The following is a 25,709-nucleotide window of genomic DNA, read 5'->3' as shown; positions in this document are numbered from 1 at the left end:
TATAATAAGGTCGGTTTTTCTGCTGTTAACCAAAAAATAGAAATACAATTTCTCTTCAACATTTTTGATGATTGTAGCAATCTTTTAGAACATGTCGTAAGAATTAGTATAAAGCCAGACCTTTTTCTAATGTGACCTTCTGAGCGTGTTAAAAACGAGTAGATCTGTTAGTAACAACATTTTAATTACGGGAAGAAAGATTGCGCCATTCAAGACATACACTAGATTATAAGGTTCGTAAGATAAGCGAAAAGGAGTGCTGCAAAAATGGGGAAATCGTCGTTAATTAAACCAGTACTCGACGTAGAATACCCGATCATTAGTCATGGGAAAGGGGTATTTCTTTATGATGCTTTTGGAAAAGAGTATCTTGACGGATGCTCTGGAGCAGTGACAGCGAATATCGGCCATGGTGTGGAAGAAGTTACAAAAGCTATGGTGGAACAAGCTGAGAAGGTTTCGTTTGTATATCGTTCCCAGTTTACGAGTGAAGTGGCAGAACAGCTTGCTTTAAAACTTTCAGATTTAACGAATGGCGACTATCCTTGGAGTTTTTTTGTGAACAGTGGCTCTGAAGCAACGGAGACAGCCATGAAGCTAGCGATTCAGTATTGGCAGGAAAAAGGAAAGCCACAAAAGAACCGAATCATCTCGAGATGGATGAGCTATCACGGGATCACGCTTGGAGCCTTATCTATGTCTGGGCATCCAGTACGCCGTGAACGGTTTACGGAAATTCTTGAATCGTATCCGGCAATCTCTGCTCCCTATTGTTATCGTTGTCCATTACATTTGGAAAGCAAATCATGCGGGCTTGCTTGTGCGAATGAACTTGAAGCAGCAATTAGAAGAATTGGAGCGGATCATGTGGCCGCCTTCATTGCTGAACCAGTTATTGGTGCAGCGGGAGCAGCGATAACACCACCTGATGGCTATTTTCAAAGGTTGAAGCAAATTTGCGAGAAGTACGATGTCTTATTTATTGCCGATGAAGTGATGACAGGAATGGGGCGTACGGGGAAATTACTTGCTTCGGAACATTGGGGAGTAAAGCCTGATATTGTGACACTTGGTAAAGGAATGAGTGGGGGATACACGCCGATCGCAGCGACGCTCGTTTCGGATCCGATCATTCAACCGATCCTACACGGTTCAAAAGTAATTATGGGTGGTCATACCTTTAGCGCAAATCCATTATCTTGCGCTATTTCACTTGCTGTACTCAATTATCTCACCAAGCATGATGTAGCTAATCATGCCGCCGCTGCCGGTGTTTATTTGAAAAACAAGTTGAACTCATTGGCACAGAAGTATTCCTTTATAGGTGATATTCGAGGGAAAGGCCTTCTTCTTGGTATTGAATTTGTCCAAAATAAAGAAACGAAAGAACCTTTTCCACTAGCCGCATCTATAACAAGTACAATTATTAGGCTTGGGATGAAGCATGGTTTGCTTTTATATCCTGCAGCAGCAGGAGAAGAAGGAGTCACAGGAGCAGCGATTATTGTTGCCCCACCGCTAACGACCACGGACAAAGAATTGGATGAATTAGTGAATCGATTAGAAGCTGTTTTTGTAGAATGGACTGAAAAACATTTACCGAACGTGCATGCAGAAATGTAACAGGAGGTGAGGAATATGACTGAAAATACGTATAAAAAAGTAACGAACCGTGACAGTTTGGCCCCACTTTTTAAAGATGGAATGAGCATCTTATTCGGTGGTTTTGGAGGAGTAGGTACACCGCCGGGATTGGTCGATCTTATTATAGAAACAGGTATTAAGAATCTAACATTAATCGGCACAGACGCTGGATTTCCTACGATTGGAGTCGGGAAAATCATTACAAAAAAACGAGCAAAAAGATTACTTGTTTCCCATATTGGATCCAATCCTACCGCAGGAATTTATATGAACGCTGGTGAGCTGGAAATTGAATTTAGTCCACAAGGAACATTAATTGAACGAATTCGAGCAGGCGGGATGGGCCTGGGTGGTATATTATCTGACATTGGTATTGAGGCGGAAATTGTAAACCAAAATAAAGAAAAAGTGAAAGTTGCAGAAAAAGAATATTTAATTGAACCAGCTATAACGAGCGATGTTGCCATTGTTTATGCAAAAAAAGCTGATTATTATGGAAATTTGGTTTTTGATAAAAGTGCCAGAAACTCAAACCCTTATGTGGCTATGGCTGGAAAAACAACGATTGTAGAAGCATTAGAAATAGTCCCCATTGGTTCCTTGAACCCAGAAGAAATTATTACTCCAGGGGTATTTGTCGATTATATCGTGCAATCGAAAGGAGTGAATTGGCAATGGGCATGGGAACAGAAATAAGAAAGATACTAGCAAAGCGAGCAGCACAAGAAATTAAGGAAGGGATGCTAGTTAATCTGGGTATTGGGATTCCTTCTTTGGTACCTGATTTTTTGCCGGAAAATTTTCCAGTCATGTTTCATACTGAAAATGGAATTATTGGAATGGGATCTTCTCCTAAACCTGGAAAAGAAGACGAAAATCTTTGTAACGCCGGAGGGTATCCTGTCACATTGCAGACAGGAGGTTCGTATTGCGATAGTGCCACGGCATTCGGGATCATACGGTCAGAACGTATCGATTTAACCATTTTAGGAGCTTTACAAGTTAGTGGAAAAGGTGATCTTGCGAATTGGATAGTGCCAGGGAAGCGAATTCCTGGGATGGGTGGGGCTATGGATTTAGCAGCCAAAGCAAAGAAGGTCATTGTTGTAATGAATCATTTTGACAAAAGTGGCGCTTCGAAACTAGTCAAAGCATGTACATTGCCCTTAACAGCCCCTAACTGTGTACATATGATCATTACAGAGCTCGGTGTTTTTTCCGTTACTTCTGAAGGGCTTGAGTTAACGGACATGTTCGAACCTTATACTTTTGACGATGTTGTAGCGAAAACAGATGCGGAAGTAAAGCAGGCCAAACATATTCACATCATAAAAGAAAGGTAGAGATTGTGATGGATAAAAAACAAAGAGTGATAGATTGGATTCATGAGAACTATACTAAAGGCGTCAAATTATTGCAAAAGCTAATTCAAGAACCAAGTAAGCGGGGCAATGAAGGTGGTGCACAAGCGATTATCATTGAAAAATGCCGCGAACTCGGATTAGAATTGGATATTTGGGAGATTGGCGATGATGTATTAAAAAATCACCCACAATTTCACTGTGACCGTAGTGATTTTACAGGAAATCCAAACCTTGTGGCGATAAAAAGAGGGGAAGGATTTGGAAAATCTATTCTTTTGAATGGGCATATCGATGTTGTACCAGAAGGGAATCAAAATGATTGGGAAATGGATCCTTTTAGCGGGAAATATATGAATGGTAAAGTGTATGGCAGAGGGTCTACTGATATGAAAGGTGGCAATGTTTCGTTGCTGTTGGCGATTGAGGCAATTATGGCAAGTGGAATCAAGCTAAAAGGAGATATGATTTTTCAAAGTGTAATTGAAGAGGAAAGCGGTGGGGCAGGAACACTTGCAGCGGTATTACGAGGATACCGTGCAGATGGGGCGATTATCCCTGAACCTACGAATATGAAAATCTTTCCGCTCCAACAAGGTTCGATGTGGTTTCGACTTACTGTAAAAGGAAAATCAGCTCACGCTGGCACTCGATATGAGGGTGTGAGTGCTATTGAGCAATCCGTCATTGTGATGGAAGCCATTCGAGGCTTAGAGAATAAAAGAAACGCAGCACTCACTCATCCACTGTACGAAAATATCCCCATCCCGATTCCGATCAATCTTGGAAAAATCCATGGCGGTGAATGGCCATCTTCTGTTCCGGATACAGTCGTTTTGGAAGGACGTCTTGGAGTTGCACCTTTTGAAACAGTAGATGAAGCCAAAGTCAGCTTAGTAGCGTGTATTTTAGAACTAAACTCCTCGTCTGACTGGTTTAGGAACAAACCGGTTGAACTTGAATTTTTCGGTGCACGTTGGTTGCCTGGTCATATCGACTTAGAGCATCCATTTCTTCAAACCGTGCAAGCTGCTTATAAAGAAAAAACGAACCAAGAAGCAAAGTTAGAAGCATCGCCATGGGCAACGGATGGTGGCTATTTATCTGGAGTTGGCGGAATCCCGACCATTGTGTTTGGACCAGGCAAAACGGAATTAGCCCATGATGCTAATGAATATATTGAAATAGAAAAAATGATTGAAGTGGCCCAAATTATTGCGTTAACAATTCTTGATTGGTGTGAAGTTACCGAATAATGAAAACAGTGAGAGTAGTTCATCGGGGTTAGACCAGGCATAAGAAATAAATTCAACCAAATATACAAGAGAGAGAAGGTGTGAGGTCTGACCCTTCCCATATTTTTTGGTACACTAAATACAAAATAAAGTAAAGGGGAAGGCTAATGAATCATATACCTTTGGAAAAAGTGATAAATGGAAATAGCTTTTATGTGAAACTTGTAATCGATCCTTTTAATAAACGGGTTAGAATGGATGATTATTTAGGAAATATTACACATTGTTTAACAACAGCGGAAGAAGCCGTCTTAGAAATCGGTGCAGAGAAACTGATTGTGAAAGCGCGTGAGGAAAATTTCAAAGAGCTTATCTTAGCAGGTTTTGTCTTCGAAGCAAGTATTGATAAGTATTTTTTTGGCAGTGATTGTTGTTTTTTTGCAAAATATTATCAAAATGAGCGTCGAAACAGTATAAATTGGCAAGAAGAAGACGAAATTTTAACCCGGGTATTATCCCTTAGCGCTATTGAACAAAGAAAACAGCTTCCTTTAGGTTATACAATAAGAAAAGCGAATAGTGCTGATGCAAAAGCATTGGCACGTTTATATAAACAGGTTTTTGAAATTTATCCGGTTCCGATGAATGACCCAAAATATGTGAAAAAATGTATCGAAAACGATGCTGTGTTTTATGTTTGTCTTTTTAACGAGAAAATTGTAAGCGCCGCGTCAGCAGAAATGAACAGCCATTATCATAATGCTGAAATAACCGATTGTGCGACACTGCCGGAGCATCGGCAATTCGGTTTAATGAAGCTTCTAATTAAGGAGCTAGAAAAATACCTAGCCGAACAGCAAATCTTTTGTATGTATTCCATTGCAAGAGCTCTGTCATTTGGCATGAATGCGGCCTTCCATTCACTTAATTTCACGTATCGTGGAAGATTAGCGAATAACTGTTTTATTTTTGATAAACTAGAAGACATGAATATCTGGGTGAAAAATTTTTCATAAATGCTGAAAAATCAGCAGTAAACTGACAAGATTACGGCACTCCTTCATATAGTTTAATAGACAAGGCTTAAAGGAGTGAATAAAAGGTGAATCAGGAATTTTACACGACTCGAGAAGTGTTAGAAGCGATTTTAACGAGTATTGATGAAGGTATTCATGTTATCGATACGAAAGGTTATACAATTTTTTATAATCAAGTAGCAGCGGAAAGGGATCGAATGAAGGTGGAAGAAGTGTTAGGGGCGCCACTCATACAATCCTTTCCGTCTCTCAATCACCATTCTTCAACTCTGCTTAAGGTGATTGAGCGAGGAGTACCAATTAAAGATAAGCAACAGTCTTATATGAATATTCATGGGAAAATGATTGAAACCATCAATACGACCTTGCCGCTACATGTAAATGGAGAGCTGATTGGAGCCATCGAAATTGCCAAAGATTACTCCAACTTGAAAGCATTAAAGGGTACTCATGCGCTAGACATTCAGCCGTTAAGAAAGGCTTTGAAGCAAGCAGAAGAAGAGCTGATATCTAATGCTTTAACAAAAACAAAAGGGAATGTTTTACAAGCAGCAAAATTGCTCCAAATACCCCGTCAAACGCTTCAGTATAAGCTTAGTAAAATATAATCATCGGATATGATGATAAAAAATTTTTATAAAATACATGATTTTTGTCTATATTGTCATGATTCTTGCATTAACTATTACTATCAAGATGCAAGGGGGAACCATGATGTTATTCGATTTATATAAACCTGATCGACACTGGAAAAATATTGAGCTGTGGCAAGATGTTACAGATGAGAAGTGGAATGATTGGATTTGGCAGCTTACGAATACAATTCGAACATTAGATGATTTAAAAAAAGTGATTAACCTTACACCGGATGAAGAAGAAGGTGTTCGAATATCGACGAAAACGATTCCGCTTAATATTACACCCTATTATGCCTCACTAATGAATCCTGATGATCCACGATGTCCAATACGAATGCAAAGTGTCCCGATTTCAAGTGAAATGCATAAAACGAAATATGATATGGAAGATCCGCTTCATGAAGACGAAGATTCCCCGGTGCCAGGGTTAACCCATCGTTATCCGGACCGGGTCCTGTTTTTAGTGACGAATCAATGCTCTATGTATTGCAGGTATTGTACACGAAGAAGATTTTCTGGGCAGATTGGAATGGGGGTTCCAAAGAAACAACTTGATGCAGCGATTCAATATATTAGGGAAACGCCAGCTGTTCGTGATGTTCTTTTATCTGGTGGCGACGGACTTTTGATTAACGATACGATTCTGGAGTATATATTGAAAAATTTGCGTGACATCCCACATGTGGAAATTATCAGGATTGGGACACGTGCGCCTGTTGTTTTTCCGCATCGGATCACCGAAAATTTATGTACAATTTTAAAAAAATATCACCCAGTATGGCTCAATACACATTTCAATACATCCATTGAAATAACAGAAGAAGCAAAGAAAGCGTGCGAAATGCTTGCTGATGCTGGTGTTCCTGTAGGCAATCAGGCTGTTATTCTCGCAGGAATTAATGACAGTGTGCCGATTATGAAAAAATTAATGCATGATCTCGTGAAAATCCGCGTCAGGCCTTATTATATTTACCAATGTGATCTGTCTGAAGGAATCGGTCATTTTAGGGCACCGATTTCAAAAGGAATTGAGATCATTGAAGGATTGCGGGGACACACTTCAGGTTATGCCATTCCAACATTTGTCGTCGACGCTCCTGGTGGCGGAGGAAAAATTACTCTTCAGCCTAATTACATTATTTCGCAATCACCAGAGAAAACAGTTCTTCGCAACTTTGAAGGTGTTATTTCAACGTATCCCGAACCAGAAAATTACACACCAGGGCGGGCAGATGATTACTTTGAGAGTATTTACCCGCACGCTGGAAATAAACGTTCAGATATTGGCATTGCTGGTTTGCTGAATGAGAGTAAGTTCAATTTGGTCCCTGAAGGACTTGAACGTTTATATCGTCGTGAAAAATATGAAAATAATCCTGAACATAGTACATTAAAGGATCAACGTGAAAAGCGTGACATCTTAAAAGAAAAAAAATATCAGGCACAACTAAAGAAAATGTCATCTGCAAAGAGTGATCAAGATAAGGGGGATCAAAATGGATAAATGTAGCTGGTGTGAAGTCGCTGGGGTTGTACTTGGTGCTGGATCGGTCTATTGGGAGCTTCCAGATGGTACAAAAGCGATTGAAATCTTAAATACTCCCACCTATTCCTGTGAAAGCTGTGGGGCTGTGTATCAAAATGACGAAACGGTGAAACAAATTGAAGACCAACTATTCTTAATCTCTACGGAGAACTTAAATAAAACGGTTGATTTTCAAGAATTGATGAAGATGAAGCGACTGCTTAAGCGAAACTATTTTGACTTTTCGTGAATACAATTTGTTCGCCTCTATATTTGTTACGATAATAAAATTGTAGTAGTAGGGCGAATAAGCGAAAATGTAACCATTCTGTTGAAACAATAGTAGTAATGATAGAGAACATCCGATTTCTATCTGGATGTTCTTTTTTGACGGCAAGACAAATCTCCATTATATTTATGTCAGATTTAATTTATTTTGGAGGGTTATCATGAAGTCTTTTTACACTTTTTTAATGAAATATCGCCAGCCGAAAGAAGTGGATGAAATGACGAAATTTGCGAATGAAGCATTTAATGATCATACATTTCCGAAGCAAGCTAACAATTATGATGAACTTAGCCGGTATTTAGAAATGAATGGGCATTATCTACGTAGTATGTCTATTTTTGATGAAGCTTGGGATGTGTATATGTTGAACGAGAAGAGATGATACATTCATAAATCAAATGAGGTATCTATGGATGTTTGTTCATACAAAGCTAATTGCTTATCGGCTTATTAGTAATGGCTACACTAAAAGGTTGGATATTGTGAAATTACAGCTACTAATGAGTAACCAGATTTACTGAATAGTGTAAACAAGAATTGAGAGCTAGTCCTTTTTTTACGACTGAAAAAGGACTGGCTTTTTTGTATGCGGTTATAAAGGAAATAATACAACGGCATCAGAGAATTCAGATTAACGCAGTGAATATATTCTGCATATACTTTATATTAATTAAACATATAGGACCGATTTATAAGGGGATGTCTCTTATGGGGAAAAAGAAACAGCCGAAATTCAAGAAAGGCGATACAGTGGTTATTACGATGTATGGGACAGTAGGGAAAATCACAGATGTGAAATTTATGGATGAATCTTTTGTTTACGAAGTGAATTACAGTCAAGGTCTTTATTTAGAAAACACACTTCAAAGTGTCGAAGAATATGAAGGCGAGTTAGTGCCTGATTCAGAGCATATTGATATTGAATATAAATTTACCTTCGGTGACCTCGTTCAAGTTGATGGATATGAGCGTGATTATTTTAAAATACTTGGTTTTAGAACCGAGATATGGCGTTATAAAGAAGATGCCTGGGAAGATATTGTCTATGAACTTTCTAGAATTTCCGACGGAGAATGGCTCGAAGCCCATGAGGAGGAAATTACGTTAATTGCTGATGCAGAACGAGCTGAAAGTATTATGTCTAAATTAGGTCTTATTGAGGACCAGCAAAAAACATCCAAAGTTGCTGACTCCTTGAAAAAAAATGGGCTAAAAACAGAACCAATCTCGAACGTTCAAGATGGTGATAAAAAGGAGTTTATAGATGGTTTGCTCGATCTTTATAATGATTATCAATTGCTTTATAAATGGTTTGAGGATGAAGACTATTTCCATGTAATGAAAATAGCCCTATTAAAAATAAAAAAGACAGTGGAAGATACGGCAGGTGATGGAAAATTAAAGAATTGAAGGAATAAAATCAAGCAGTCATAATTCGTCTTGCAGGCTCATACATCTTTAATAAGGGGGCGATGACATGCGAGAAATTGAGGTATTCATTGATACAGAAGAAATTGCGGAATTCTTCTTTCAGGAGTTAATGAGACGGGGCTATATACCGACTGAAGAGGAGTTAGAAGATCTTGCAGACATCACATTCGATTATTTGCTTGATAAATGTATTATCGATGAAGATACTGAGGACTAACTTGGGTGGAATTTACACTTTCCCATATCAGTTTAACTCACTTTAGCGGATAACCCCTCACTTCTTTAAAAAGGTTAGACTTACTGTGTGATCAACATAGTGACTATGTCAAAAAACATACATGGCGCACCAAAGCATTGTTTCTCCTCAGCAATGCTTTTTTTTGCTTAGCCTAACGGTATAAACTGAAAAATAGAGTTACCCCTGTTTTTACACGAAGTTTTTAAAATCTTCCAAAGGAACTGATATAGATGAGATAACAAAGGTATTGAATAGCATGCATTTTTAACAAAAATCAATTATAATGAAGATTCCGTGCACATTTCCATTTTAGGAAGGTGCTATGGTATAGTTATTTGCGGTATTTACTATTTAAGCTTTAGAGGAGGACACAAAAGTGAGTGTACATATTGGTGCAAAAGAAAATGAAATTGCTGAAACGGTCTTGTTACCTGGAGATCCACTTCGGGCAAAATATATAGCAGAAACATTTTTGGAAAACGCTACACTTTACAATGAAGTTAGAAATATGTTTGGCTACACAGGCACATATAAAGGAAAAAGAATTTCTGTTCAGGGTACAGGAATGGGTGTACCTTCGATTTCTATTTATGTTAATGAATTGATTAATAGCTATAATGTTCAAAACCTCATTCGTGTTGGTACAGCTGGAGCCATTCAAAAAGACGTAAAGGTACGTGACGTTATTCTTGCAATGAGTGCTTCAACAGACTCACAAATAAACCGTTTAACATTCGGTGGTATTGACTACGCACCAACAGCAGATTTCGATTTATTAAGAAAAGCATATGAAGCAGGTCTTGCAAAAGGTTTGCAATTAAAAGCTGGTAATGTCTTTACAGCAGATCATTTTTACAATGAAAACAGTGATTTAGAAAAATTGGCGAGATACCAAATCCTTGCCATAGAAATGGAGTCTGCAGCACTTTACACGCTTGCTGCCAAGTTTGGTCGGAAAGCTCTGTCTATCCTGACAATTAGCGATCATATTCTTACAGGGGAAGAAACAACTTCAGAAGAACGTCAAACTACATTTAATGACATGGTTGAAGTTGCTTTAGAGGCAGCGATTCAAGAATAAGATGAAACGTTCAATTATGGGATAGTTTGCTGATTGAAGAAATTTGGCTAACTATCCCATAACACTTTCATGATCCTTTTTTTGCTTAACCTAAACATTTATATTTTTAGTAAAGACATAAATCTGGTAAAATAATTTTACATACAAACTAATGTTACATTTATTTGCATAAACGGGCAGTAAGATTCCGTAGTTACCCTAAATGAATATGAGTGAAAATTGAAGGTACAAATTGAAAGTGGTGAACACGCATTGGAAGAAGAAAATAAACAAACAGATTCTCCAGAAAAGACCCGATATGTTAAAATGAGAAGATTTCCGTTTATTATGGGGATATTTTTACTTGTTTTTTTAACGGCAGGAATTACTACGATTGCGCTGACTTTTGGAACAGATAAAGTCGAATCATCTTTACCTTCTCAAATGTCTTCCGGTGAACATCCTGAATTCGCCAAACTTTATTCTACTTATGACACATTAAAGAATCAATTTTATCAAGATGTAAATGAAACGGACCTTGTGAACGGTGCCATTGATGGTATGATTAAAGCACTTGATGATCCATATTCTACCTATATGAATCAAGAAGAAGCAAAGAGCTTTCAAGAAAGTATTTCTGCTTCTTTTGAAGGAATCGGTGCAGAAATTCAACAGGAAAATTCATTTATTAAGGTCGTTTCTCCGATTAAGGGTTCTCCAGCAGAGAAAGCTGGAATTAAGCCTAATGACTTAATTCTAAGCGTGAACGGTGACAGTTTGGAAGGTGTAAACTCAACTGAAGCTGTCATGAAGATAAGGGGAAAAAAAGGAACTAAAGTTGACTTAGAAATTTCTCGAGAAGGATCTGAAAAACCAATTGATATCACAATTACACGTGATACCATTCCAGTTGAAACAGTTTATGCCGAAATGCTGGACAATCATATTGCTAAAATTCAAGTAACTAGCTTTTCAATCGATACTGCTAATGAATTAAAGCAGGCTATTGCAGAAATGGATAAGCAGGGGATGAAGGGTATGATTCTGGATTTGCGTGGTAATCCAGGTGGACTTCTTGATCAAGCCGAAGAAATTGCTAGCATCTTTGTACCAAATGGCAAACCTATTTTACAAGTGGAAAATAGGACAGGCGAGAAACAGGTAGCTAACGCAAGAAACAATGGTGTGTTTGAAAAACCTGTAGTCGTGTTGATCGATGGCGGTAGTGCAAGTGCTTCGGAAATCGTAGCTGCTGCAGTCAAAGAATCAGCTGGTATTCAGCTTATCGGAGAAAAATCATTTGGTAAAGGAACCGTACAAACAGCAACAGATTTTAAAGATGGCTCCAATTTTAAATTTACAACGGCAAAATGGCTGACACCTAATGGAAACTGGATACATTCGAAAGGAATCGAACCGGATGTTTTGGTTAAACTTCCAGATTATGCGAGTCTTACTTATATTTCACCTGAAAAAGAACTGAAGGTATCTGAATCAGGTGTGGAAGTGAAAACGGCAGAGAAAATGTTAGAAGTCGCAGGGTATAAACCTGGCAAAATTGATGGTTTCTTCGACAATGAAACTGAAAAAGCTGTATCACAATTCCAAAAAGACCAAAGTATCAAGGTAACGGGAATTCTTACTGGTGAATCTACGACAAAGCTTATGCAAGTGCTGCGAGAAAAGATCCTTGCAAACGATACACAGTTAAAAAAAGCATCGGAAGTACTTGAAAGTCAGTTAAATACTAGCAAATAATCAAACCAGCAAAGTTTCTCTAAAAGGACACTTTGCTGGTTTTTTTGTTGAATTTTCATGCGACGAGCGTTGTAACGCAGCAAGATACATGTTAAGTCACGTTAACTTATGGTACACTGCTAGTGAAAGTAAATTGATTTGAAACAGGAGTTTATTTAGAATGGAAAAAATGACAGAGGTATACATATTAAGTGGTTTTCTAGGAAGCGGGAAGACGACATTATTGCAGGAAATTATTCAACAGGAAAATGAAGCAGGGCGTAAAGCAGCAATTTTATTGAATGAACTTGGCAGTGTTTCCGTTGATACGGCAAGGCTAGGGGATGAGGTTCCTTTCAAAGAGCTACTAGGTGGCTGTATTTGTTGCACCATTCAAGATAAGGTGGAAGTGCAGCTACATAGTTTGCTATCTGAGCATGAACTTGATGCGATTTATATAGAAACAACTGGAGCTGCTCATCCGGTTGAGGTATTGGATAGCATCATGAGTCCATTATTTGCTAAAAAGCTAAAATATCGCGGGATTATTACAGTAGTGGATTTACTTCGTTTCAGAGATCGGAACGAGCTGTCACCTCAGCTTCGTCAGCTTTTAATTGAACAGGTGCAACATGCAGACTTTATCCTCTTAAACAAACAGGATTTGGTGAGTGAGTTAGAGGCAGGACAGCTTGTATACTCGATTCAGGCAATAAATCCTGAGGCAATAAGTTTACTTACTACACAAGCTAAAGTCTCCCTTTCTTCTTTACAAAAAATGAAAATGAAGAAAAAAAATGACCATAGTCAATTGGATGTCCATAGTCATTTACATTTGCAGGCCATCGTCCATTCTTTCAAAAAGTCTATAGATCAAACCTCCTTCGAAGAGTGGCTTCGCGGTCTCCCGGATACGGTTTATCGAATGAAGGGCTATTTGTCCTTTACAAACGCTGAGCAGCCATACTTATTTCAGTATTCTTACGGTATGCCAATCTATATGAATGAATTTATTAAAATGCCGCTCAATCTTGTTATTATTGGTGAAAAACTTAATGAAGAAGAGATCCGGTATCAACTAATAGCTTTGGAAGAAAAATAGTTTTCGATCAGTTTTTCTTGAAATCTATTGGGGCAGATAGAAGTTAAGGTATAACCCATCTTGGACAAAAAGGAGTAGACATAGCAAGAAGCTGGCTATGAAGAGTAAAAAGTCAGCTTCTTTGTTTGTAATTAGTTTTGAATTAGCACAATTTGTACGAAAACTACATGCTTCGTTCTCCAAATGCTGCAAAGGTTTTTTCGTCTTCGATTAAACCGCATGCTGCACATTGGACTCTCACCTCTGGTCCACGGTAAGGAAGATGAAATGGCTCTAAATTATCACTTGAGAATTCTTGTACAACTTCACCAGATTGAGGATCTTTTTTTACAGAAGTTGCGACTTGTTGAATAAGATTGAATCTTGATTTATTTGTTCGGCAATTTGGGCAGCGGTAAACTTGTGCCAATAGAATCACTCCTTTATACAGTTGGCTAAAACGATTTTGGTTTTGCTTTGAGCTGACAAAAATGTCATATAGGAAAGTAGATTGATCTATTATTAGGATTACCTTTATAAAGGGAATTATGTAAATCAAAGGGGGGAGTAAAATGAATGAAGAAAACGCCAAAAATCTATTGCGAATCTATTCGAAATTATGGAAGAATCGAATAGTAGAGGAGCGAGGCAATAAAGCCGACGAATTTCTTCGCGAAAAAGTAAAAGGAGAACTGCTTGATGAAAACAGTCATCCAAGAGCGAGGAAAAATAGGTATGAGAAATTTTATTTATGTCTTCAAAGAGTTCATCATTCCCAATTAAGCCGCGAAGAGAAGAGTATGATTATTTCGGTTTATCTGGAAGAAATGGAGAAATTAGCACAGACACCGATGTGATTATCTGGAATTTGTCACATTGTTTACTGATTTAACTCTCAATTCATGATATCTTGTTATAAATATAGTAATTAAAGGGGAAGAATGATGAGAAAAAAAGTAGGAAGCATGTTACTAATGATTTCAATGATCGTTCTTGCTGCTTGTTCTAACAATCAGGAGCAAGATACTGAACCAAAAATGCTAAACGTAAAGCTGACAATTAATCCTGAGCATGCCCAAGTAAATGATGTCGTTACTTTTAAAGCTAAAGTTACATATGGTGATGAAGCAGTAGAAGATGCCGATGAAGTGAAGTTCGAAATTTGGCGTTCACAAAGTGAAAACCATGAAACGATTGAAGTAAAACATTCAAAAGACGGGGTATATCAACTGGAGCAATCATTCTCTGAAGAAGGTACTTATTATGTGTATGCTCATGTACAAGCAAGAGACTTACATAATATGCCCAAGGAGGAATTTGTGATTGGGACTGCTAGTGAACCGGAAGAAAAAAGTGCAAGTCAATCGATGAATGATGAAAATCAACATAACCATCACGATAAATAATAGTAAACAGATATTGTCTTAGGAAGGGTCAGACCTCACCACTATATATTCCGTTAATCGTGTTAAACACACTTTTTTTAACGATATATAGTAGATGTGGTCTGGTTCTTTTATTACTTTTAAAATTCTGAATATTACGTTTTTTAAATGTGACAAATAATTATTTTTGTAATATAAAAGTAAAGAATGTTACATGAAAAGACTATAAAAAAAGTTGTCAATCCTAAATTACTAGTTTTATTTGGTAGTTAAGCGTGTGACTACCATTGACAGCGACAAATAGAAGGAAATTGAATCTAGTTAGAAATACGTTAGAAAACTATTAATCTATAGGTTTTCGTTGAAAAAGCGATAGAATATTACTACTCTGAATAGCAGTTCATTTCTTAATTTCCCCTCAAGGTAATTCATGGTACGAATGTTACAAAAAAAGCCGTGTTATGATTTTGGCAGAAAGAAAACACCATTGAATTTCAGGGAGGAATTAATAATGAACAAGAAATCACTATTTACAGCAGCGGCTGCAGCGGCCCTAATTTTCACAGGAGTTGGAGCGAAAGAGGCTGATGCTTCTACAATAAAAAATGTAAACATTCAAACAGTAGCATTTAAGGTTAATAGCCAAGAGGACTTACAAACAGCACTAGATCAATATCTTGCAAAATATAATATTCCAGTAAACTATAAAGTTAGCATTCAAAATCAGTATGGTGCAATAACTAAACAAAATACGGCAAAACCAGCCGCTCCAGTTCAGCAACCGACACAAGCACCTGCAAAACAGCCTGTACAAACGCCAGCTGAAAAACCAGTAAAAGAACCAAGCAAGCAACCAGTTCAAACACCTACTGCTCCAACACAAACTCAAACACCACCACCTGCTTCAAAACCGACTAATTCTGGAACTCCAACAAGTTCTTCAGTCAGTCAATTTGAAAAAGAAGTGGTTGAGCTGACAAATGCTGAGCGTGCAAAATCCGGTTTAAAAGCTCTTACACTTGATACAGAGTTAAGCAAAGTTGCACGTGCAAAATCTCAAGATATGAAAGACCGTAACTACTTTGATCACACTAGCCCAACATATGGTTCACCATTTGATATGATGAAACAATTTGGTATCAACTATTCTTCTGCGGGTGAAAATATTGCACAAGGTCAAACGACTCCTCAACAAGTTGTACAAGCTTGGATGAATAGTGAAGGACACCGCGCTAACATTTTAAAAGCAAGCTACACTCATATCGGAGTTGGCTATGTACAATCAGGAAACTACTGGACACAAATGTTCATCGGAAAATAATCTAGATTCATTTGCTAAGAATAGGCTTCCACCCAGCATATAACGGGGTGGAGGTCTTTTTTTTTGTATTGAAAACAGAAATAGACGTCTTATTAAATTTCCGAGACGTCTATTTCAGAAAACTGAATATCTTGCTGCTTTGAAAGACGAATTTCCAGTGTTTCATTTTTATATTGCGCCGACGTTCCTTTTTTCTTCACGATGCATGGTAGGGTAGTAACAAATTTTTCTTCATATCCAGGAATGCCATCTATTAAAAGTTGATTGGAAGTATGGTAGATTTTTAAATGTCTAATACATGTTGAATCTTTAATTAGGATGCGAACATAAACATCTGAATGCGTTTCAAATACAGCAGCTTGTAGTTTTCCATCTGAAGAGGTGTTTTGTTGTGTATGTGAACTTGAGTTTGGGTTTTGTTGATTCATGAACTGTTGCATCTGATCAGGCATCGCTTGTGAAAAAATTTGATTCATGAACGATTGAATATCATTTGGATTCATATGCTTGATTTTATCAGAACTATTTTTCTGAAAGGAGAAAAGAGAACTCCACGGAAACATTCTGTACACCTCATTTCTTATCCGTTAAGGGCCGTACAAGGCTTTAAATCAATTTATTTACAATATAATATGCGAAAGGTCTCTATAGGGTAACGAATAGGGAAGAGCATCCGATATGCAAAAATAGTGAAACAATTCTTATGCAGTGGGATTATAGGCAACGTGGTATGTAAAGAACATGAAATAAATCTGTGATGTGTCATCCAAGTTAGGAATAAAACATTCCTGTTAATAGATCAGGAATCGTGATGAAATCTCGATTAGATCCTAAATTTGTGGATGCACAACGAAAAAGTCCGCCTCGAATAACTACTGATACAGTTCAAATTAAATACAAATATAACGATAAACTGTATATAGAATACGAAGACAGACCTCTTAAGATCATCATTGTGTTTAATTTTCTTTCACCGATGAATACTTCACTCGCTGCAAGAATAGCAGTCGAGTCAATAAGCCAATTGCGCCTAGTGCAAGGCCGGAGATAAGACCAATCCAATATCCGAACGGACCTAAATCCGTTAAGTTTGCAAGTATATATCCAAACGGAAGCCCGATAATCCAGTAAGAAACTAATGACATGAAGAACGTAAAATTCACATCTTTATACCCGCGAAGAATTCCTTGGATCGGGGCTTGGAAAGCATCTGAAATTTGGAAGAAGATTGCATAGATTAAAAAGTGTGTTGTCAATTTTAGGACAACCTGATCATCTGTGTAAATTGCAGCAACTTGCTCCCGTAAAAAAAAGATAACAAGAGAGAAAATTAAAGACATCAAGACTGCAATGGATATTCCGATTTTGCTGTATTCAAGTGCGTCACTGTACCGTTTTGCGCCAACTTCAAAAGCAATAACAATGGTTAATCCCATCGAGATACTTAACGGTGCCATATAAAGAAATGAAGCAAAGTTCATCGCAATTTGGTGAGAAGCAATTGTGATCGTATCATAACTACTCATTAACAAGGTGACAGCTGCAAAAATACTTGTTTCAAAAAAGATTGAAAAACCAATTGGTAGTCCGATGACAAGGAGGGTTTTCCAATTTTTTAATGATACTCGATAAAATCTTTCGAAAATTCGATAGGAGGCAAAAGGTTCTGCCTTCATCACTACTAATGTGGCAATGATAAAAATTAGCCAATAGGTGATGGCTGTAGCATAACCAGAACCAACTCCTCCTAATTCAGGGAAACCAAGTTTACCATAAATTAATAAATAATTAAAAATGATATTGATAGGTAATGCGGATAGTGTGATGAGCATTGAAATTCTTGTTTGGCCAAGACCATCCATGAACGAACGGAGAACATTAAATACAAAAAGCGGCAGAATTCCGAAACCAAGTCCTACTAAAAAGGAATGAGCAATTTGTTCCACAGCTGGTTCTAGATTCATCATATTTAAAATAGGGTTAAGAAAGATAGCACCGATTATTGTAATACCAACTCCCATAGCGAGAGCCAAATATATCGCCTGAATGATATTGAAAGGAACCTTTTTTGTATCTTTTGCTCCGATTAGTTGAGAAATAATTGGAGGAATGGCGAGCAGTATACCACCCAATCCTGAATAAATGGGCATCCACAAGGAGCTGCCGATTGAAACCCCTGCAACATCAGCGGTGCTGTATCTTCCTGACATCATAATATCAAAGAAGGTCATCGCATATAAACTAAGCTGAGTGATAAGAAGTGGGAATAAAATAGTGGATAATTGGAGGATTTTTCCACGCTTTGTATAGGTCTTTTGCATAATATTACCTCGATTTATTAATTTTTGCACAATGGTAGAATTATATCATAAGTTGCAGTGCCAGCCAGTTAATAAGTGATTAAATGTTGATGTTACATACTAAATTTTGGGTCTGTTGTCCTGTTTTTATACAGATTGATAAGTTTTTCCCTATGTATCAGCTGGAAATGTGGTATGATGAGGGGTAGAAATTTTTGGCTTTGGAAGGTGAATCAATTGAAAAAGAAGATTGTGTTTACAGGTGGAGGATCTGCTGGTCATGTTTCTGTTAATACAGCAATCATCCCTGAATTTTTGAAAAATAATTGGGAAGTTACATATATAGGCTCTGAAAAAGGAATCGAGAGAGAAATCATTGAAAAAGAATTTCCGACCGTCAGCTATCAAACGGTTTCAGTTGGAAAATTGCGAAGATATATGTCATTGGAGAATTTAAAAGATCCGTTTCGTGTTATAAAAGGAATTTTCGATGCACGGAAAATCCTCAAACAAATCCAGCCTGAATTTGTTTTTTCAAAAGGTGGTTTCGTTTCAGTACCTGTCGTATTGGCAGCAAAAATGTTACGAATTCCTGTGTTTATTCATGAATCCGATTATACCCCTGGTCTTGCGAATAAACTTGCAATGCCATTTGCTTCAAAAATATTTACGACATTTGTAGAAACGGAAAAACATGTCGCCAAATCAAAATCTATTTATATTGGTGCAGTTCTCAGAGACGGAATATTTAAGGGGAATGCTGACAAAGGTAGAGAGAGATATGGTTTTGATAAAAGTAAACCTGTTTTGCTTGTGATGGGTGGGAGCCTAGGTGCGGTCAGAATAAATAACCTAATAACGGAAAATCTTGATGACCTATTAGCTTTCTACCAGATTATTCACATATGCGGAAAAGGAAATATTCAAGAAAAATTACGGAGGAAAGGATATCAGCCATTTGAATATGTTCATGAGGAACTATTCGATATGTTAGCCTGCGCCGATGTGGTTGTGTCTCGTGCAGGATCGAATTCTATTTATGAATTTCTTGGTCTTGAAATACCGATGCTACTTATCCCACTGAGCGCCAACGCTTCAAGAGGAGATCAAATCTTAAATGCAGCGAGCTTTGAAAGTCAAGGTTTTAGCAAGGTTATTCAAGAGGAAAATTTAACATATCAGGCTTTTTCTGATACGCTTGATCATTTGGTGGATGAATCGCCACAATATAAAGCGAAAATGCAACAAAAACGTCCGTTTAAAACTGGTACAGAGATGTATGAGTTGCTTATACAGCTTCAAAAATAATTCTTTTTCTACGTATAAAACGTAAACCATTGGAAATCTCTATCAAGAAGTAATAAAATAGAAAAAACAAGCATGGATTTGATTCTATGCTTGTTTTTTTATAGTCTGAAAAATTGAATGTTCTTCGTAATCCATTTTAAAGGTCTATGCAGTAATTTATCCCGCACAAACTAAAAGGCTTAGAGGAATCGAAGGTGGAGGCTGAAGAACCCCCCACCCGCTAATTGAATAAATTCATTTCGTTGCCTTTTTTTATCTTTCAATTAAGCTTCTAATAAATGTTGCGTTTCATCTTCGTCTTGACGGAGAACATGAAGATTATAAAGATCTTTCGGTATTTCATAAAGATCATATATTTCGCTGTGCTTATTTAATTGTTCATACAAATATTTGCGGGATTCATTGGCTAACAAGACATAAGGTAGTTTTTCTGCAGCTTTAATAGATCGGATATTTTGCTTTCTTATTCTCATGAAAACCGTTTCGATACCTAGCTCGAAAAAAACCTCATTAAAGAAAGCTTCTTTTGCCATGGAATTATAGCCTTTACCGTGATAAGGTTTCCCTAACCATGTTCCAAGAAAGCCAGCTTGATTTTCAATATCAAATAATGAAATGGTACCAATAGGTGTACCCCATTCATCGGTAATTGTTCTTGAAATCAATTCGCCTTTTTCTTCTGCTTCCATTGTTTGTTTCGTGACGAATAGATACTCTTCATAGGAATCTACTTTATGGCGCACGAAAGGGAAGACATCTGGATGCGTCATAATTTCATAAAGAGTATTGCAATCAGAAAAGTCTCTTTTTTTTAACATTTCCGTCCCTCCGTTTGAGGGCAGTCCTAGTGTATACCTGCTCTCACCCTCGAAATTTTTTAGTCATTCATCAAAAAATTTCGGGGTGGGAATCGAACCCACTAGAACCGGAAACCGGTGGCGCACCATTTGCCTTCCCTATTTTTATTTTCCAGCAATATCAAAAAAACAAAAGATCCTAAAAAGATAATACTAAAAAAAGTTTAAAAAGAAAATAGGTATTTGCGGTTTTTTTTTCAACAAATTTCAACAATTTAATGGACCTATTATTTTACTGTTTCTAGAATGGTCTTTCCTTAAAAATATAGATGTGAATCATCGGAAAATCAGTCTGATTAAAGGTTTTGAGGGAATGATTAAAATTTTCCAGTGTATTGAAGAAATAAAATGATTCCTCCTAATGCCCACACATAAAAGGAAAAGATTTTCAGTGATTTTTTCTTTAAAAAATTGATCATCCACATAACGGCTAAATAGCCGAAAAGCGCGGAGGAAAGTGTCCCGATAAAAAGTGTTGAAAACGGCAGGGGTTCAATCGCTCCTGTTATGACTGGTTTTAATTGAAAGATAATTCCGCCGCTAATCGCTGGTATTGATAATAAAAAAGAAAAATAAGCTGCTGTTGCACGGTCAAGCTTACATAATAGACCTGCTGCTATCGTTAAGCCGGAACGAGAGAGGGCGGGCATGATGGCACAAGCTTGGAAGCTTCCAATAATAAAGGCATCTTGAAGGGAAATTTCGTCTAGGGTTTTTGTGCCCCGTCGAGAATTGTCAGCGATCCATAAAATGAATCCTGTAGCAAGAAATTCCCACCCGATCGTCACACCCGTTTTTGACAATTCATCAAACCAGTCACTAAGAAGTAACCCTGCAGCTACTGCTGGAATCGTACCGACGATAAGCAATGCAGTTAATTTTGAAAAGGGTTTTTTTATTAAGTGACCAATCTCGCCTTTATAGACAACGAGGAGAGCTAGAAGAGTGCCGATATGCAGCATCGTATCAAGGTAGATTCCTGCTTCGTCTAAATGGAATAAATGTCTTCCTAAGTACAAATGACCAGTACTTGAGATTGGAAGAAATTCTGTTAGACCTTGTATAATTCCGAGAATAAAGGCTTGAAGTTCGTTTAACAAGGAGCTTCACCTCTCTTTTTTGTATGAAGAATATGGGGACAGGGCTTTGCGACTTACTAATTAAGACGATCTACTTAGCGGGTATACTGAAAAGCATCCAACATTCCTGCTCCGCATCGCCACCATTGTGATTAGGTGAGTGTAGCGGGCTACAGGATTAATCCCCCATGGTAAATGGTGGCGTTATGTTCATTTAAGGCAATCATCACTTTCATATGTATGCTTGTCTAAATTGAACATGTTCATAAAATTTTTTATGCAAAGTGAAACTTTTTCTGAAAAATTCGTATAGAATAGAGAAGGAATAACAGAGGAGGGGATTTTGATGCCGAATCAAGATGAAAAATTTTTAGCAATGTTAATTTATTTACTTAGCTTTTTTACCGTTTTTTTAGGCCCTTTAATCATATGGTTAATAAAAAAGGATTCTTCTAAATTTATAGATTACCATGGAAGGGAATATTTGAATTTCCTTATTTCTTACACCATCTATACATTTGTTGCATCGCTCACATTTCTCATAGTAATCGGCTTCGTTCTGGTACCGGTTGTAGCTATTGCGGCATTTATCTTTACGATTATCGGCGCTGTGAAGGCGTATGAAGGGACGGAGTATAAGATTCCATTTATTTTTCGTTTGTTATAAGCCAAGTCGTTAAGGGTCAGACCTCGTACTCTATTACAGTATAGTGTTGAATACACTTATCTTTCCTGTATTTAGTAGCTACAAGGCTTGACCCTTTATTGCTTATTTTAGTGATTATGCCAAACTTTTTATGTAGTTCATTTATTTTGCCTTTCCGTATCCATAACAAACAGACGATTCAAACTCACTCTCCATATTCTTTGCTCGTCTTATGCTAGCGACTAGGATCATCAAATCTAAGGCAATTTTTTATGATTTTACTTCTTTCTTTAGTCAAAGTTTTCATTCTAACAGGCTGTTTTTTTGAATAAACTAATTGGACAAGCAGATAATGTTATTTTTTTAAAAGTTGCCGTTTTCCAATTAAGAACTGGGCTCTTGGGGGAGAGAGAAGATGGATATTCAGAAGTATTACGAAAAAACAGCGAAAATTTCCTTTTATGCAGCCATGATCTCACTAATCATTGCGATTCTCTTTGTTGTGCTACATTTATCAGGGAGAATGGCTGGGAATATTCTCTGGCTAACCTTACCATTTATAATCCTTAGTCTGAATTATTATATACGTTTTCGTTTGTATGAGAAACGTATGAATGAGACACCAATAAATGTCCAGTCCGAAAGCATGCAACTTCTTGATACAGAGCATTTGTTAATTGCCTTTCTGCCAGCTCCAAGCTTGAGGATGCAGTTTTTTAATAAAGATGGAGCTGTCGTAGGGGAAATTAGGGATCAAGACATGTCTTGGTACAAATGGTTGCTGCCAAATGCTGTATCTATGCTTATGCCAAAGCGGTACGGATTATTTGATTGTTTTGGAAATCGACTTGCCCAGTTTCAGTCAGGGGTAGGGCTGTGGAGTAATATGATTGTAAAGGATCATGAAGGAAATGAACTTGGACGTTATAAAGAAAATAGGAAGAAGGCATTTGTCAAAACAACAGGGATGATTTCAAAACCGGATGGAACAGACTGGATTCCTATCAAAATTGGAGGGTTAAACTCATTTCAATTGGATGAAATGAATGGCAAAAAACTTGCTTCGTTTCAAACAGGATGGATGCCCCGGGAATGGGGGGAACTGTTTAAAAACCCTAATATGCCTATCCTAACTTTTCATGAAAAAACAGATTTAGAAGTAAAACTCGTGACGCTCGGTTTCTTATCCGCAATCTTCCACCATGTCTCTAATTGAAGAGAAAACTAAATAAAATATAAAAATCAGACGTTTATTTAAGCGAATTATCAAATGTTTTGTTATAATTTAAGAATTCTAAAGAAAAAGTGGTGGAAATGATGAGTTTATTAAAAGAAATAATCACCTTTAATGAAAAATTTGTCGAAGAAGAAGAATATGTAAAATATGCAACAGACAAATTTCCTGACAAAAAATTGCTTGTACTTAGCTGTATGGACACTCGACTTGTCGAGTTATTGCCAAAATCGATGAACCTAAAAAATGGCGATGTGAAATTCGTTAAAACAGCAGGTGCAACTGTTTCTCATCCATTTGGAAGTGTAATGCGTAGTATGCTTGTAGCTGTTTATCAACTGAAAACAGATGAAATTTTTGTTGTTGGACATCATGATTGTGGCATGGCTGCGATAAATGCAGATGTCATGATTGAAGAAATGAAGGAACGTGACATTACTTCTGAAACACTTAGCACAATCGAAAACTCGGGAATTGATGTTAAGAAATGGTTACGTGGATTTAATGATGTAAGTGAAAGTGTAAAAAACAGCGTCCAAATTATTAAAAACCATCCGTTAATGCCAACAGGTATTGCGGTACATGGTCTTGTAATCGCTCCTGATACGGGTAAGTTGGATGTAGTTGTGGATGGATACATAGATTTACATAAATGAAGAAATTGTTAACAGCTTTCTTACAGGGAGTGCATGGATCATTGTGAAAAGGATTCTGATTATTAGAGTCTAAATTAGAAGACTTGTATCTTAGTGAATGTTTGATAAACTCACAGTGTGTGGTTTGTCACATCTACAAACGGGTGGGAGAGGGATAAAACTAAAGGGAAGTAAAATGAAAAAGACGAACTTAGAATCTTACTACAAGTTTGCAGAGAGTGGCACAACTGGAAAACGGGAAGTACTAGCAGGTTTTGTTAGCTATTTCACCATTGTGTATATCATCATTGTCAATTCGATGATTCTTTCAGAAGCCGGAATTCCTCTCAATGGAGCAATTCTCGCAACAATCTTGATTTCTGCAGTAGGTTGTATTTTCATGGGCCTGTATGCAAATGTGCCGATCATCCTTGTGCCTGGTATGGGAATTAATGCAATGTTCGCATACACAATGGTGCAAGGAATGGGCCTATCTTGGCAATCAGCGCTTGCAGCTGTGTTTGTATCAGGACTCATTTTTGTTGCTATTGCCTTTTCACGCTATTTAAATGTCATCAATGCAAGTATCCCACATTCTTTGAAAGAAGCAATTTCAATTGGACTTGGGTTGTTCCTTCTTTTTCTCGGATTGGAAAAAGGAGGGCTTATTACAGCCGGATCCTCTACACTTCTTCAAGTGGGCGACTTTGGCAATGCCGAAGTAATTGCGACGATTTTGACAATGATTCTTGCTTTTGTACTTTTTATTCGCAATGTTCCGGGCAATTTTCTTTTAACAATCATTGCCGGAACCGTAATTGCATGCATTTGTGGGACAATCAATCTTACAGACATTGCTTTCACAGTTCCAGAGGTTAGTGAGTACAAAGAAGTGTTCAATGCCCTTACTTTTGTCGAAATTAATCGTCTTGAATTTTGGATTGCTGTATTTTCAATGACCATGGTGCTTGTATTCGAAAATATCGGGCTCGTTCATGGATATGTGAATAGTATTGGTAAGCCTGAGCGCTATCAGAAGGCGTTTCAAGCAACTGGAATATCTGTGCTCCTATCCGGAATATTAGGGTCAAGTCCACCAGTTGCGACTGCAGAAACGGCTGCGGGCATTGCATCAGGAGGACGTACTGGATTTACATCGGTGGTAACAGGAATTCTATTCCTTTTCTCGTTTTTGTTCGTTCCTGTCATTAAAGTGATTCCAAACAGTGCAATCGCTCCGATACTTATCATCATCGGTATTTTAATGCTCTCGAATATTAAGTATCTTGATTTCGATGATTTCTCAGAAAGTATCCCAGCAATTATGATTATTGTCATGATACCATACACACTTAGTATTCCTGATGGTATGGCTGCTGGATTTATTTTATATCCGATACTAAAGATTGCTGCAGGCAAAGCTAATCATGTATCAAAGCCAATGTATTTCATCGCATTGTTATTTCTTACTTACTTTGTTATTGGGGTAATCAGTTAAAAAAGTAGGCAACTCTTTAGGAGGCTGACTTCCACGTAAATATCTGTTGATATTATAATGTGGAGTCTAGCCGCCTTTGTTGTTTTGTCAGCTTCCATTTTGTTAATTGACTGAATATTTTAAAATTAGAATTAAAGTAAGCATCGTATATAGAAATTTTCATGAATTTG

General features: G+C 37.4%; 27 protein-coding genes. 22 read left to right on the top strand and 5 right to left on the bottom strand.

Annotated features, from left to right (window positions below):
- Positions 1-267: 267 nt before the first annotated feature.
- From JNUCC23_RS12795 to JNUCC23_RS12730, 14 genes are all read left to right on the top strand, one after another.
- A complete protein-coding gene (locus JNUCC23_RS12795) occupies positions 268-1,623 on the top strand; it encodes an aspartate aminotransferase family protein (protein WP_454211786.1) in 1,356 nt (451 codons plus the stop codon).
- Positions 1,624-1,638: 15 nt separating this feature from the next.
- Positions 1,639-2,340, top strand: coding sequence for a CoA transferase subunit A (locus JNUCC23_RS12790; protein WP_454211785.1), 702 nt, complete (start codon positions 1,639-1,641; stop codon positions 2,338-2,340).
- Positions 2,319-2,987, top strand: coding sequence for a 3-oxoacid CoA-transferase subunit B (locus JNUCC23_RS12785; protein ID WP_403070816.1), 669 nt, complete (start codon positions 2,319-2,321; stop codon positions 2,985-2,987). The genes JNUCC23_RS12790 and JNUCC23_RS12785 overlap by 22 nt, the downstream gene beginning before the upstream one ends.
- Before the next feature lie 5 nt (positions 2,988-2,992).
- Positions 2,993-4,261 (top strand): peptidase, encoded by a 1,269-nt coding sequence (locus JNUCC23_RS12780; protein WP_454211782.1) that lies wholly within the window; start codon positions 2,993-2,995, stop codon positions 4,259-4,261.
- A 146-nt stretch (positions 4,262-4,407) separates the two neighbouring features.
- Positions 4,408-5,256, top strand: a complete 849-nt coding sequence (gene ablB / locus JNUCC23_RS12775; protein WP_454211780.1) for a putative beta-lysine N-acetyltransferase — start codon at positions 4,408-4,410, stop codon at positions 5,254-5,256.
- A gap of 86 nt (positions 5,257-5,342) precedes the next feature.
- Positions 5,343-5,885, top strand: coding sequence for a helix-turn-helix domain-containing protein (locus JNUCC23_RS12770; RefSeq protein WP_403070825.1), 543 nt, complete (start codon positions 5,343-5,345; stop codon positions 5,883-5,885).
- A gap of 106 nt (positions 5,886-5,991) precedes the next feature.
- A complete protein-coding gene (kamA, locus tag JNUCC23_RS12765; protein WP_062178908.1) occupies positions 5,992-7,419 on the top strand; it encodes a lysine 2,3-aminomutase in 1,428 nt (475 codons plus the stop codon).
- Positions 7,412-7,690 carry a YokU family protein gene (locus JNUCC23_RS12760; RefSeq protein WP_403070828.1) on the top strand — a complete coding sequence of 93 codons (279 nt, stop codon included), beginning with the start codon at positions 7,412-7,414 and terminating at the stop codon, positions 7,688-7,690. Before kamA ends, JNUCC23_RS12760 begins: the two co-directional genes overlap by 8 nt.
- A 199-nt stretch (positions 7,691-7,889) precedes the next feature.
- Complete coding sequence (locus JNUCC23_RS12755; RefSeq protein ID WP_082674990.1) at positions 7,890-8,111, top strand: YozE family protein; 222 nt, start codon at positions 7,890-7,892, stop codon at positions 8,109-8,111.
- Positions 8,112-8,437: 326 nt separating this feature from the next.
- The gene (locus tag JNUCC23_RS12750; RefSeq protein WP_403070833.1) at positions 8,438-9,139 is read left to right on the top strand and encodes a hypothetical protein; all 702 of its coding nucleotides are present in this window, start codon (positions 8,438-8,440) and stop codon (positions 9,137-9,139) included.
- A gap of 67 nt (positions 9,140-9,206) precedes the next feature.
- Positions 9,207-9,377 (top strand): YozD family protein, encoded by a 171-nt coding sequence (locus JNUCC23_RS12745; RefSeq protein ID WP_403070836.1) that lies wholly within the window; start codon positions 9,207-9,209, stop codon positions 9,375-9,377.
- Positions 9,378-9,774: 397 nt separating this feature from the next.
- Complete coding sequence (gene deoD, locus JNUCC23_RS12740; protein ID WP_062178919.1) at positions 9,775-10,479, top strand: purine-nucleoside phosphorylase; 705 nt, start codon at positions 9,775-9,777, stop codon at positions 10,477-10,479.
- A gap of 219 nt (positions 10,480-10,698) precedes the next feature.
- Positions 10,699-12,216 (top strand): lmo1851 family serine protease, encoded by a 1,518-nt coding sequence (locus tag JNUCC23_RS12735; RefSeq protein ID WP_454211776.1) that lies wholly within the window; start codon positions 10,699-10,701, stop codon positions 12,214-12,216.
- A gap of 160 nt (positions 12,217-12,376) precedes the next feature.
- Positions 12,377-13,297 (top strand): CobW family GTP-binding protein, encoded by a 921-nt coding sequence (locus JNUCC23_RS12730; RefSeq protein WP_454211774.1) that lies wholly within the window; start codon positions 12,377-12,379, stop codon positions 13,295-13,297.
- A 163-nt stretch (positions 13,298-13,460) separates the two neighbouring features.
- On the opposite strand, the gene JNUCC23_RS12725 is transcribed toward JNUCC23_RS12730, so the two are convergent.
- Positions 13,461-13,706, bottom strand: a complete 246-nt coding sequence (locus tag JNUCC23_RS12725) for a hypothetical protein (RefSeq protein WP_062178923.1) — start codon at positions 13,704-13,706, stop codon at positions 13,461-13,463.
- A gap of 142 nt (positions 13,707-13,848) precedes the next feature.
- Here JNUCC23_RS12725 and JNUCC23_RS12720 point away from each other — a divergent pair, with 142 nt between their 5' ends.
- The 3 genes from JNUCC23_RS12720 (at position 13,849) to JNUCC23_RS12710 (ending at position 15,982) form a co-directional block, all read left to right on the top strand.
- Positions 13,849-14,133 carry a hypothetical protein gene (locus JNUCC23_RS12720; protein WP_062178926.1) on the top strand — a complete coding sequence of 95 codons (285 nt, stop codon included), beginning with the start codon at positions 13,849-13,851 and terminating at the stop codon, positions 14,131-14,133.
- An 87-nt stretch (positions 14,134-14,220) separates the two neighbouring features.
- Positions 14,221-14,682 carry a FixH family protein gene (locus JNUCC23_RS12715; RefSeq protein ID WP_454211772.1) on the top strand — a complete coding sequence of 154 codons (462 nt, stop codon included), beginning with the start codon at positions 14,221-14,223 and terminating at the stop codon, positions 14,680-14,682.
- 490 nt (positions 14,683-15,172) lie between these two features.
- Positions 15,173-15,982, top strand: coding sequence for a CAP domain-containing protein (locus JNUCC23_RS12710; protein WP_403070847.1), 810 nt, complete (start codon positions 15,173-15,175; stop codon positions 15,980-15,982).
- 92 nt (positions 15,983-16,074) lie between these two features.
- On the opposite strand, the gene JNUCC23_RS12705 is transcribed toward JNUCC23_RS12710, so the two are convergent.
- Both JNUCC23_RS12705 and JNUCC23_RS12700 read right to left on the bottom strand, forming a co-directional pair.
- Positions 16,075-16,545, bottom strand: coding sequence for an Hsp20/alpha crystallin family protein (locus JNUCC23_RS12705; protein WP_454211770.1), 471 nt, complete (start codon positions 16,543-16,545; stop codon positions 16,075-16,077).
- A gap of 396 nt (positions 16,546-16,941) precedes the next feature.
- Entirely contained in the window at positions 16,942-18,303 is a 1,362-nt protein-coding gene (locus JNUCC23_RS12700; RefSeq protein ID WP_454211768.1) for an MATE family efflux transporter, read from the bottom strand.
- A 207-nt stretch (positions 18,304-18,510) separates the two neighbouring features.
- Between JNUCC23_RS12700 and JNUCC23_RS12695 the strand changes: the two genes are divergently transcribed.
- The gene (locus tag JNUCC23_RS12695) at positions 18,511-19,590 is read left to right on the top strand and encodes an undecaprenyldiphospho-muramoylpentapeptide beta-N-acetylglucosaminyltransferase (protein ID WP_403072106.1); all 1,080 of its coding nucleotides are present in this window, start codon (positions 18,511-18,513) and stop codon (positions 19,588-19,590) included.
- A gap of 263 nt (positions 19,591-19,853) precedes the next feature.
- Here the strand turns inward: JNUCC23_RS12695 and JNUCC23_RS12690 are convergent, their stop codons facing one another.
- Positions 19,854-20,408 carry a GNAT family N-acetyltransferase gene (locus JNUCC23_RS12690; RefSeq protein WP_062178938.1) on the bottom strand — a complete coding sequence of 185 codons (555 nt, stop codon included), beginning with the start codon at positions 20,406-20,408 and terminating at the stop codon, positions 19,854-19,856.
- Between the two features lie 356 nt (positions 20,409-20,764).
- On the bottom strand, positions 20,765-21,547 hold the full coding sequence (locus tag JNUCC23_RS12685) for an undecaprenyl-diphosphate phosphatase (RefSeq protein ID WP_403070852.1): 783 nt from the start codon (positions 21,545-21,547) through the stop codon (positions 20,765-20,767).
- 325 nt (positions 21,548-21,872) lie between these two features.
- Here JNUCC23_RS12685 and JNUCC23_RS12680 point away from each other — a divergent pair, with 325 nt between their 5' ends.
- The 4 genes from JNUCC23_RS12680 (at position 21,873) to JNUCC23_RS12665 (ending at position 25,539) form a co-directional block, all read left to right on the top strand.
- Positions 21,873-22,193 carry a DUF4870 domain-containing protein gene (locus JNUCC23_RS12680; protein ID WP_062178942.1) on the top strand — a complete coding sequence of 107 codons (321 nt, stop codon included), beginning with the start codon at positions 21,873-21,875 and terminating at the stop codon, positions 22,191-22,193.
- Between the two features lie 394 nt (positions 22,194-22,587).
- Positions 22,588-23,388: a hypothetical protein gene (locus tag JNUCC23_RS12675; RefSeq protein WP_454211766.1), complete on the top strand. Its 801-nt coding sequence runs from the start codon at positions 22,588-22,590 to the stop codon at positions 23,386-23,388.
- 101 nt (positions 23,389-23,489) lie between these two features.
- Positions 23,490-24,062 carry a beta-class carbonic anhydrase gene (locus JNUCC23_RS12670; RefSeq protein WP_403072109.1) on the top strand — a complete coding sequence of 191 codons (573 nt, stop codon included), beginning with the start codon at positions 23,490-23,492 and terminating at the stop codon, positions 24,060-24,062.
- Between the two features lie 175 nt (positions 24,063-24,237).
- Positions 24,238-25,539 carry an NCS2 family permease gene (locus JNUCC23_RS12665; RefSeq protein WP_403070857.1) on the top strand — a complete coding sequence of 434 codons (1,302 nt, stop codon included), beginning with the start codon at positions 24,238-24,240 and terminating at the stop codon, positions 25,537-25,539.
- The last annotated feature ends 170 nt before the right edge of the window (positions 25,540-25,709 follow it).

The sequence above is a fragment of the Peribacillus sp. JNUCC 23 genome, assembly GCF_053653995.1.
Note: the sequence above shows the minus strand (reverse complement) of the source record. Positions and strands in the feature narration are given on the sequence as shown.